Genomic DNA, 11,714 nt, shown 5'->3' with positions numbered 1-11,714 from the left:
ATTTTACTTAAGATTTAGGGTAATTTTGCTAATTTGGTAAATAAACATTTAATTACCGGAAAGCTTTTACTTAACAAAATAGTAATATCTACGGTTTTTAATTCACATACTGTTAACAGGTAGACAGTAAAATTTTGGTAAATTTAGTTGTGCATAATTTTATTGAACGACGATGGGTGCAACAAGGGCATTTTCTACACAGCAAACAGTTTTTCAGCAGTCTCTTTCTGTTCATGAAGAGCAGGAGAATCAGACAAGGGAGGCCTTTGATCTCTTAACACTAGTAAACCAAAGTTATCGGGCGTTAGATATTGGTCAGCTTAACAATATTGATGAATTAAGGCGAGCTTTGGAAGATGTAGACTCCGTTAAAAAGTCTTTTATGGAGAGTAATTTTCCTTCTGATACTGAAAGCCTAGGCCTGGCCACTACCATTAATTCCAGTGAAGAACTGGAAACTTTTGAGCGCATGGTCTCATTTTTTGAGAAGAGAAAACCTGCGCAGGGTATTAGCTGGGAGATGTTTTCTATTGAAAACGGAAATTTATGCCTTAAAAGCAGAGAAGAACGCAACCAACTGCTCCAACAAGCCAGACAGCGAGCAGCAGTCGCACGCCTGATTGATGCTATTAAAGAAGTAGAGTCGCTGGGCTTAAATCCCTTTGATAAATTTAAATCTTCTGTTATTGTCCGTGAAGACGGAGAGTATAGCTCTAAAATTTAAGTGTTTGCGCCATACGCCCCTCCGCCCGGCGTTTCTATGCATACCTGATCACCTGCTAGTAATTCAATCTGGTCATTGCCTTTCAACATAAGTTGTTCGCCGTTTTCTTTGACAATGTATTGCTTGCCGCTTTCTCCTTTGCCTCCACCTTTTATCCCGTAGGGTTGTTCCTTTCGGTGTTGGGAAAGAATGGTTAGTGAAACCTTATCAAGAAACTTAATCTTACGAATAATTCCATTGCCTCCTTTCCATTGCCCTTTTCCACCTGAGTTTTTTCTAATGCTAAACTCCTCTAAACGAACAGGGTAACGAAACTCAAATATTTCCGGATCAGTGATTCTGGTATTGGTCATATGCTGGTGTACGGCATCAGCACCACAAAAACCATTGCCGGCACCACTACCGCCACCTATAGTTTCGTAATAGCCAAAGTTCTGATTACCAAAAAGAAGGTTATTCATAGTGCCCTGGCTACATGCGGCTATACCTAAAGCCTTAAGTAGTGTATCTACAACTCGTTGACTAGTTTCTGTATTGCCACCCACTACTGCAGGGCAATGTTCCGCTACATCTGAAAATACAGGGTTAAGAAAAGAACCTTTAGGAACGTGCAAGTTAACAGTCTGCATCAGTCCTTCATTTAAGGGAATTGCTTGGCGGACTAATAAGCGCAATACATAAATTACGGCACTATTGACAATGGCTAAATTAGCATTGAGGTTAGCTGGATGTGTAGTTCCACTACCTTCAAAGTCTATATCTACTTTTCCTTTGTTTACTGTTATTGATACTTTAATGGGGCTTCCATCGTCTAAAAACTCCTCGGCTGTATAAATCTTATCTTCAAGCGAATGAATACTTTGCAGGATACAGTTATGGGCATATGCTTTAATAGCTTTCATATAATGCAATACCTCACTTACTGAGTTTAAATCGCAAAGTCTTTGTAGGGCAGAAACGCCAGAATGAATAGAAGCTAAGGCTCCACGAAGATCTGCAAGATTCTCTTCTACCGATCTACTGGGATATTGTCCTGCTGTTAACAATTGTTTGATCGCATCCCACTGGACTATACCCTGTTTCGCAAGATGCGTAGGAGGGATTACTACTCCCTCTTCAGCCAGATTGTTGGCGTCGGGGGGCATAGACCCCGGGCGGCTGCCTCCTAATTCAGCATGATGTGCACGATTAGCTACATAGCCTACCAGTTGATGATCTTTATAGACAGGACTGATAAGTGTGATGTCAGGAAGGTGAGAACCTCCATAAGCAGGATGATTGGTTATGATTACATCTCCTTCCTGCATTTCTACTATTTCTCGTACGCTTCGTACGCAAATGCCTAGGCTTCCCAGGTGAACCGGAATGTGCGGAGCATTTACGATGAGCTCACCTTCAGGGTCTAGTAAAGCGCAGGAAAAATCAAGTCTTTCCTTAACATTTACTGAGAATGAAGTCCTTTCCAGCAGGGCTCCCATCTCGTCAGCAATTGCACTAAATCTGTTGGTAAAGAGCTCTAGCTTTACTTCTTCGGGTTGTTCAAGTCTGTTTGTGGTACTATTACTAAGCTTTGATAACACAGCATTGTAATAAGAATCAAGTTGCAATCGCCAGTTTTTTTCAATAAGCGTAGTACAGTTTTCGCTGACCAGCAAGGCAGGCCCTTCTATAAAAGCACCCGCATCTAAGGATTCCCAACGATAAACCCCAACTTCCTTCCAATGATCTGATGTCCATAATAAGTGTTGAGCTACAGGTATTGCCTTAACTTGTGTAAGTTTGTTTTCAGAAGTATAGTTGATTTCAGCTTTTGTGGATGCTACGGCTTTGATAGACTCTATTTCAATGCTTTGCTCCTCCAGCCAGTGTCCGTAAAGCGCCTGATATTTATCTTTAAATGCCTGTCGGATATCGGTAGATGGCGTATAATCTATCTCCAGGCTACTTTCCTGTCCCTGAAATCTCAGATATAATTTAACGAACCTTATCTCCAGAGAATCTGGATTGTAGCCTTCTTTCTGTAAAAGTTGTAAAGCTTCATCAGCAAGATTATGACAAACTTCCTCCAAATGATTTTGCGCATTTGTTAGCGGTTGAAGTAATTGGCGAGTAGCAAATCGTTCAACTAATGCCTGCCCCATACCGTAAGCGCTTAGTAGCCCGGCATCGTAGGGTAATAGTATTTTTTCTATACCTAGCATTTCAGCGATCTGGCAGGCATGCTGGCCACCCGCACCACCACAAGCCAGTAGAGCGTACTGTTGTGGATCGTAGCCTTTGCGAACAGATATTTTATGGATCGTATCCGTCATTTTTTCATTAGCTATGCTGAGAAAGCCAGTTAAAATCTCTTCATCCGAGTACGAATGACCTTTCTGTTCAGATATTTGACTCTTAAGTTCATCCAATGCTTTTTGAGCCTTTTCCTTGCTAATCGGTATCCCAAAATGAGACTCACTAAGCCTACCCAGAAGAAGATTAACATCGGTAATTGTGAGCGGACCGCCAAACCCATAACAAGCTGGCCCCGGGCGTGCCCCTGCACTCTCTGGTCCTACAGTCAGTTTGTGCCCGTCAAAAGAACAGCATGAACCTCCACCAGCGGCAACGGTTTCTATGGCCAGACTAGGGCTGAATAAATTTATGTCGCCTACCTGGGTTTCATAACGGTAATCATATTCACCATCATAGCGTGAAACATCTGTGCTGGTGCCTCCCATATCAAAAGCCAGAACTTTTTTAATTTCAGGATCAAACTGTTGAGAGAGTTTGCAGATATGTGCAGCTCCAACTACACCTCCTGCCGGACCACTCAGAAGGCTATCTTTAGGTTGAAAAAGTGCAGCACCCACAAGGCCTCCCGCACTAGTCATTACCTGTAATTTGCTATCTCCAAGTTTGTTCTTTACCGCATCCAGGTAATCGCTAACTGCTGGCGAAAGGTATGCATTTACCAATGCGGTTTTAGCTCTCGGCAAAATCTTAATAGCAGGTGCCAGGCTAGCTGAAGCTGATACATATTTAAAGCCAGCCTTGACAATACATTGTGCAAGCTTTTGCTCATGAGTATTATTCAAGTAACTATGCATTAGAGCGATTGCTACTGTCTCTATCTTGCTTTCTTTTAGCTGCTGAATCAGCTTTTTAATATCATGCTCGCTTAAAGGTTTGATAACTTTACCTTTAGCATCCAGGCGCTCATCTACCTCAAGTACTGTATGGTAATAAGGTTTGGGTTTAATGATGTTTAAGGCAAAAATATCGGGGCGTTGTTGGGTATCAATGGCTAACAAATCTTTGAATCCTTTGCTAAGAATTAGAGCGGTTCTTGCTCCTTTGTGTTCTAATAGGGCATTAGTGCCACGAGTAGAACCCAGACGCATTTCTATTTGAGGAAGGTTTTCGTGTAGTGCAGTTTCGGTAGCAATACGTGCTGCCAGCACCGGAGCTTCCTCATTAGCAGTGATTTCAAAGCCTTGCTCTGGCAGCTTATCCAGTGGTGGAAGTTTAGAGAGTACTAATTGCTGTCTTTCACTATCATAGCTTACTACAGTAATGGTTTCGTGCTCCTTACCCAATACTTTGAAGTGGTAGCCTTTAAAAATATCTTTTTGAACATTCCAGTGGCTTTCAATATGTAAGCTATGTTTGCCTGTAGTTTTTAGTATTCTACCTCTTAGCGCACTGCTGCTAAGTACTTTTATTCTTCTGATCTGTTGGTGTGGATCAAATGCGATGCAGTCTGTAAATGTACCTCCAGTATCTATCCAGATATTCCAAGTTGCTTCTTTGCCATTCATGCACAAAAGTTTGATAAAAGCTCCATGAAATCAAAATTTTGTAGGTAAGTACATAAAAAAAGCCAGCGTTGGCTGGCTTTATTCTTTGTTTGGTAGGTTTAAATATTCTGATGTTTTAAACTACTTAAGAAGGAAACAAGGTTACGTATTTCTTTCTTAGTCAGATAATTTTTCATATCGGGCATAGAAGATGGAGAGAGCTTTATCTCCTTAATATTCTGCTTGATGAGGATAGTATCAGGCTGATTACCAATTTTCATCCTAAGCTCAGTGTCAGTTTCGCCCTGATAAGTACCGTTTAGTGTGCTCCCATTGTTCAGCTCAACATTGACTATTCCGTAACCCGGAGATATTCTGGCACTAGGATTAATCATAGCTTCTAAAATCTGCTCCCTGGTCAACTTACTTCCTATACCATCCAGATTTGGCCCTACATTGCTACCATAATCTTCAATAGCGTGGCACTTCATACACTGCGCAGTAGGATGTCGGAACAATAAAATTTTACCTTTTTCAGGATCACCACCATATAAGGCGCCTTGATAAGATGCTAGCATATCATCTGGAGAGCGGTTAGCCAGAACTTTTTCAAACCTTTGTTTAAGAGGTTCTGCATGTGTGCTGTCTATGGCTTCTTCTAATTCTAGTTCAATGCCTGGGCTAAGCGTACCATTTTCCAGTTTGCTTAGCAATTTTTCAAATGCTTGCTGAGAAGCTTCAGGAGCAACATTCCCTAAAGTAAGGAGTGCGGCCTGTTTTTCTTCGGTAGTTCTTTTGTCAATGACTTCGGTGAGTAGCACTACCTTGAGGTCATCAGAGATGTCCATTTCCCTCATCAGGTCAAGTCCGGCAATTCGCACCTGCTTTTCGTTGTCTGTCAAGGCCTGCTCTATGGCCTGGTCTATTCTGTCGCTTTCCATAGCTGCCAAAGCCTGTAAGGCCTCTACTCTCACTTCTGCTGCTTTATCATTTTTGAGCAGTGCCATGAGTTGATTGCTGCCATCTTCTATGCCTAGCCTGCCTATGGCATTGACTGCTTTAAGCCTGATGTGCGTCTCTCTGTGCGCTGCCAGGCTAACCAAAGCCTGAGAGGCTTTCACTCTTACTTCATTGATGTCTCTTTCAATCTCACCCCGGTAGCGTCCGGTCACCCTGTCCAGAACAGAGGGTTTGGCCCAGGTGCTGAGTGCGGCTATGGCTTCAGCTCTCATCTCGCTGGGAGCGGCCTCACTTTGTGCATAGTCAATCAGGTTCTGCATGGCTTCTTCAGTGCCTAGCCTGAGGTTGGCATTGATAGCCCTCCGAAGGAGAGGCTCACTGTTGAAGCGCTGCTGGCGCAGGAGGTTGCCCAAAGCAGGAAGCGCGGCTTCAATAGAGAAGTCATCGTTGATAGCCCGAGCGGCTTCGGTGAGGATGTACTCATCTTGATCGTTAAGGAAATTGGTGATGGCAGGGTCGCCCATTCTTCTCAGGGCGAGGACGGCCCCCAGCCTTACAGCATTAGAGGGGTGTGAGTAGAGTTGAGCTACGGCATCAACATTGCCGATTCTGGCCAGGGCCAGACTGGCGGCATGTCGGATGTAGGCATCTTCATTATTATTGCTTTCCAGAAGCTGAATGAGAGGCTGTATAGCATCGGTATAGGCGATTCTACCGAGTGCTTCGGCAGCGAAGAAGCGAGCACGGGGGTATTCATCATTGAGCAGAGGAAGAAGGCTTTGAGCGGCAGGCAGATGTCGTATATCTCCCAGCCATTTGGCCGCCTGCGCTCTGATCTCAGGGTCGTTGTCCAGAAGCAGGGTAATAATAGGCTGGGCATAGTTTTGATCTTGGCGGGCCAGTTGAGCCAGCCCCCAGATGCCATGTACGCGAGCAAGCTGATGATCAGTCTGGGTGATGGCCTGCTGGAAAACTTCAGCCCCATCTTCGCCACGTTTAGCCAGTTCAAACTGTGCTTTCTGGCGTACTCGCATGTCTGAATGGTATAAATAGTCAGATAGCTCACTATCGCTTTTAGCAGAAAAATTTTGAGGCAAAACTTCAGCGGTATTATTTCTTTCCTGCCAGTCAATACCCTCCTGATCATCTAGTTTCCATATCCGACCATAGTCTTTGGTATTCCAACCATCTATCCAGTCTGCAACATACATCGCTCCATCTGGGCCGAAGTCAATACCGGTGGCTAGCACATTGCCTAAAATTTTCTCTGTTTCCTGTAATTGAAAGCTTGCTCCATCAGGTGCGAGTTTAAATGCATGAATGCCAGAGCGGGTTGGGGTGCCGGCAAACTCAGCAACAAAAAAAGTGTTTTTCCATTTTGGACCTAAAGCTGTACCAGGGTTGTATAGCATACCGGTGGGGCCGTTCACATAATTTTTAATAGGCGGAATGATGTATGCTGCCTGCCCCTCAAAACGAGGCTTGTAAAGACCCTCTTCCATCCAAACTTTGTAAGTGTTGTTATCAGGGTCACGGTATTTACCAAACTGCCAGTTGATTCGCCATCCGCTATCTGAGCCGTTGACGATGTAAACAAGGCGCTCACTTTCTCCCGGATGATCGCCGTCATTATCCACACTGATAAGATTCCCGTACTCATCAAACACAAATTCATGAGTGTTTCTTAAGCCCATAGCGAATACTTCAAAATCAGATCCATCCGGATTAGCCCTTACGATTACACCACGGTTAGGATATTTCCACTCCTGACCATCGGGGCCAGTACCATTAAAACCAATATCACCTATTGCCCAATATATTCTTCCATCTGGACCTACTTCCAGGCCCGACATATTATGACCGCCAAAACCTATATGAACTCCATAGCCATGAGAAATAGAGGTTTTTTCGTCATAAATACCGTCATTATTGGTGTCCTTGATCCTCCACATATCGGGGGCTACACCTACAAAAATATCATCTTCGTGTTTGAGCAATGCACCAGCAATATCCGTCATCTCATCCTGAAAGCCTTCTACCATAAGCTCAGATAGGTCTGCAATGCCATCGTTGTTTTTGTCTATCAGGCGATAGATTTCCTCGCTTTCAACGGTCATGTCTTGCCAGTCATTAATGCCATCACCATTTAGGTCGCCTATCCATTCATGTTTAGCACTATTTTCTTCGGTAAGTGTGGATCTAAGAAAGTTTCTACGATCATCAACCGATTGCATTTTGATAGATGATGTTTCCCAACTGGGGTGGGCACGAATATCCAGCTCAGTACTTTTACGGCGTGTGGTTCTGGAGTAATACAAAGAACCATCATCATCCATATCTACTGCAATTGGGTCTGCTACTAAAGAATCAACACCCCAAAGCTTAAGGCTTAGGCCATCTGCCAGCTCAGGATTAACACCTGCCCGTATAGTTTGAGAAAGCTTAGCGGTTTGCTCGGCGGGTAGCTCTTTTATTTTTCTTTCAGGCGTAGCTTCCTGACAGTTTGTAAATAGGGTAGTAGCGACTAAAAAAGTAATCCAGGAAGAGTATGCGACTTTCATTCTAGGCTGTTTCTTTCGTGTATCAGTAATAAGACTTGTTAAGATAAAACACATTTTGCGAAACTTATAGCAATTGTCAAGATGATTATGCAATTCATAACAAGCTAGTCAATCTATAAGTTTGGGAATACAGTGTAAGGAAAAAAATAAGAACTTAGCGAAAATCAGAATTTGGGTGTTAATAAGTTTGACTTAGATAATTCTTTAAAATTTTAGACTTTTTTAGAATGATTTTCTGCATTGTGTACCAATTGGCTTATATTCAGGCCACACTACATTAAAAAACTTATATCAATACATGATGCAGATTTACAAACCCAAATGGTGGCTGGGTAGCCTATGTTTTGTGTTAATTGCGCTATGTTTATCTCCTGATACACTTCAGGCGCAAAGAAAAAAGCGGAATCAGGCAAGTACGCTTAGCTACGACACTACACTTTATAATGGTTTAAACTGGCGTTCTATAGGTCCTTATAGAGGTGGGCGCTCCTGTACTGTAACTGGAGTACCCGGCAAGCCCGACCTATTTTATTTTGGCGCTACCGGGGGAGGTGTCTGGAAAACAGAAGATGCCGGACAAAGCTGGGAGAATATTTCTGACGGATACTTTGGTGGGTCTATTGGAGCGGTAGCGGTTAGCGAATACGACAATAATGTAATATACGTTGGTGGTGGTGAAAAGACAGTTCGTGGGAATGTATCTTTTGGGTATGGTGTCTGGAAGTCTACAGATGCAGGTAAAAGCTGGAAAAATATCGGACTTAAGCAGACACGACAGATTGGAAGAGTAAGAATACATCCGCGAAATCCTGATATCGTATATGTTGCTGCCATGGGCAACCTCTATGCACCTAATGAGCAGAGAGGTGTTTTTCGCTCTACCAATGGTGGAGAAAGCTGGGAAAAAATTCTCTATGTAAATGATCAGGCAGGAGCAGTAGATTTAGTATTAGACCCGAACAACCCTCGTATCATATTTGCCAGCACCTGGCGAATTAAACGTACACCTTATAGTCTGGAGAGTGGAGGAGAAGGTTCAGCCTTGTGGAAAAGCACAGATGGAGGCGATAGCTGGGAAGAAGTTTCAGATAATGAAGGAATGCCTGAAGGTACGCTGGGTATCATAGGTGTTAGTGTTTCTCCGGTAAATTCTGAAAGGGTCTTTGCCATAATAGAGGCTGATAATGGTGGCGTTTTCCGTTCTGATGATGGAGGCGAAACCTGGACTAAAACTAACGAAGACCGTAGCCTGAGGCAAAGGGCCTGGTATTATACGCGAATCTATGCCGACACTCAGGATGAAGATATTGTTTATGTGCTCAACGTAAGCTATCATAAGTCTAAAGACGGAGGAAAAACATTTGAGTCTGCTAATGCTCCACATGGAGATCATCATGATCTTTGGATTTCGCCAGAGAATAATCAGCGAATGGCTATCGCAGATGATGGCGGTGCCCAGGTAAGCAAAGATGGAGGCGAAAACTGGACTACTTACCACAACCAGCCAACTTCGCAGTTTTACCGGGTAACAACTGATAATCATTTTCCATACCGCATTTATGGTGCCCAACAGGATAATTCAACGGTAAGGATACTTCACCGAAGCGATGACTACAGTATAAACGAAGATCATTGGGAAGAAACAGCAGGAGGCGAAAGTGCTCACCTGGCCGTAGACCCTGAAAATAACGACATAGTATATGGAGGAAGTTATGGTGGTTTTCTATCGCGAGTCAATCACGATAATAATCAAGTCAGAATTATCAATGTCTGGCCAGATAACCCTATGGGCTATGGTGCAGAAGGGATGAAATACCGTTTTCAGTGGAATTTTCCTATCTTCTTCTCACCACACGACCCTAATAAACTATATACAGCTTCCAACCATCTTCATGTGTCTACAGACGAAGGACAAAGCTGGAAGCTTATCAGCCCAGACCTTACCCGCAACGATTCTACCAAGCTGAAGTCATCAGGTGGACCTATTACTCAGGATAATACCAGCGTAGAATACTATGCGACTATATTTGCTGTTACCGAATCGCCTTACGAAGAAGGTTTGATATGGACAGGCTCAGATGATGGGTTAGTACATATCAGCCGTGATGGAGGAGAAAACTGGGAGAACGTAACACCCCCGGATATGCCTGAGTGGATGATGTTTAACAGTATAGAAGTAGATCCATTTACCGAAGGTGGGGCCTATCTGGCAGGAACACGCTACAAACTGGGAGATTTTACTCCTTATCTTTACAAGACTAAAGATTACGGTAAGAGCTGGCAACTCATTACTAATGGTATTGAAAGTGAGCACTTTACCAGAGTAGTAAGGGCTGATCCAAATCGTGAGGGACTGCTGTATGCCGGTACAGAAACAGGAATGTATATTTCTTTTGATGATGGCTCAAGCTGGTCATCTTTTCAGCTGAATTTACCTATTGTTCCGATCACAGATCTAACTATTAAAAATAATAATTTGATTGCGGCTACTCAGGGGCGTGGTTTCTGGCTGATTGATGATCTGACACCTTTGCATCAATTAAATGAATCAGTAGCAAACAGTAACTTTTATTTGTACCAGCCTATGGATAGTTATCTGATGGACGGTGGGCAAAGAGGCGATTCTCCTACGGAGGGTACTAACCATCCAGGAGGTGTGCTTATTCACTATGTTCTTCAGGATGAGGTGGATTCTGCTACCACTGTGAGTCTACATATTAAAGATGCTGATGGTGAACTTATAAAGAGTTTTACAACAGATTATAATGATGATAATAAAGATCTGAAAATCAGTGAACTAAATGCTGATAAAGGTTTTAATACCTTTAACTGGGATATGCGCTATGCAGATGCAAAAGGATTTGAAGGGCTGATCTTATGGGGTGGTGGCCTTAAAGGCCCTAAAGCAGTACCTGGTACTTATCAGGTTGAGTTGGTAGTAAACGATGAGAGTATGGAAAAAAGCTTTAAGATTCTTCAGGATCCTCGCTGGGAAAGTAGCCTGGAAGATCTTCAGGCTCAGTTTGATTTCTTGATTTCAGTCAGAGACAAACTTACAGAAACACATCAGACGATTGAGGATATCCGCAATATCAAAAGTCAGATGAATACAGTGGTAGAAAAGGTAGAAGGAGATGATAGTAAGCAGGATATAGTTACTAAAGCCGAAGAGCTTAGCCTTAAGCTGAGTACCATAGAAAAAGAGCTATACCAAACCAAGAACAGAAGTAATCAGGATCCTCTTAATTTTCCTATCAAACTTAATAATAAGCTGGCTAATGTAGGCTCACAGATAGGTAGGGGGCACTACCGTCCTACAGATCAGTCCCTTGCTTTTAAAGATGAAATGACTCAAAAGATTGATGAACAGTTAAATAAATTCAAAACGATTGTAAAACAGGAATTGCCTGAATTTAATCGTTTAGTTAAAGAGAAAAGTGTAGATGCGGTAAGTCTGGAAGAAAATACTGACGAGCTAAACCCATAAGCATAATACATTCATATTGATATAAAAAAGGTGCCTACAGGGTGCCTTTTTTACTACCCTAGATAGATATAAGTCTGCAAACAATCTATCCTCAAACGTATTCTAAAAGTATAGCCTTTGCTTAAGTTATTAGAATATCTAAGCGGCTGTAGTACAATGTAAAACTTAAGCACTTTCCATGGGTGCTCCATTTTTTTAACTGA

Annotated in this window: 4 protein-coding genes; 2 read left to right on the top strand and 2 right to left on the bottom strand. The window is 42.8% G+C overall.

Annotated elements, in window-relative coordinates:
- Positions 1-172: 172 nt before the first annotated feature.
- Positions 173-724, top strand: a complete 552-nt coding sequence (locus tag PZB74_RS18375) for a hypothetical protein (protein ID WP_302238625.1) — start codon at positions 173-175, stop codon at positions 722-724.
- On the opposite strand, the gene PZB74_RS18370 is transcribed toward PZB74_RS18375, so the two are convergent.
- Both PZB74_RS18370 and PZB74_RS18365 read right to left on the bottom strand, forming a co-directional pair.
- Positions 721-4,524 (bottom strand): hydantoinase B/oxoprolinase family protein, encoded by a 3,804-nt coding sequence (locus PZB74_RS18370; RefSeq protein WP_302238624.1) that lies wholly within the window; start codon positions 4,522-4,524, stop codon positions 721-723. The two genes, PZB74_RS18375 and PZB74_RS18370, sit on opposite strands and share 4 nt — an antisense overlap.
- Before the next feature lie 98 nt (positions 4,525-4,622).
- On the bottom strand, positions 4,623-8,024 hold the full coding sequence (locus tag PZB74_RS18365; RefSeq protein WP_302238623.1) for a HEAT repeat domain-containing protein: 3,402 nt from the start codon (positions 8,022-8,024) through the stop codon (positions 4,623-4,625).
- A 298-nt stretch (positions 8,025-8,322) separates the two neighbouring features.
- Here PZB74_RS18365 and PZB74_RS18360 point away from each other — a divergent pair, with 298 nt between their 5' ends.
- Complete coding sequence (locus PZB74_RS18360; protein WP_302238622.1) at positions 8,323-11,511, top strand: WD40/YVTN/BNR-like repeat-containing protein; 3,189 nt, start codon at positions 8,323-8,325, stop codon at positions 11,509-11,511.
- Positions 11,512-11,714 lie beyond the last annotated feature (203 nt).

This window comes from Porifericola rhodea (assembly GCF_030506305.1).
In the GTDB taxonomy this organism is placed as follows: domain Bacteria; phylum Bacteroidota; class Bacteroidia; order Cytophagales; family Cyclobacteriaceae; genus Catalinimonas; species Catalinimonas rhodea.
Note: the sequence above shows the minus strand (reverse complement) of the source record. Positions and strands in the feature narration are given on the sequence as shown.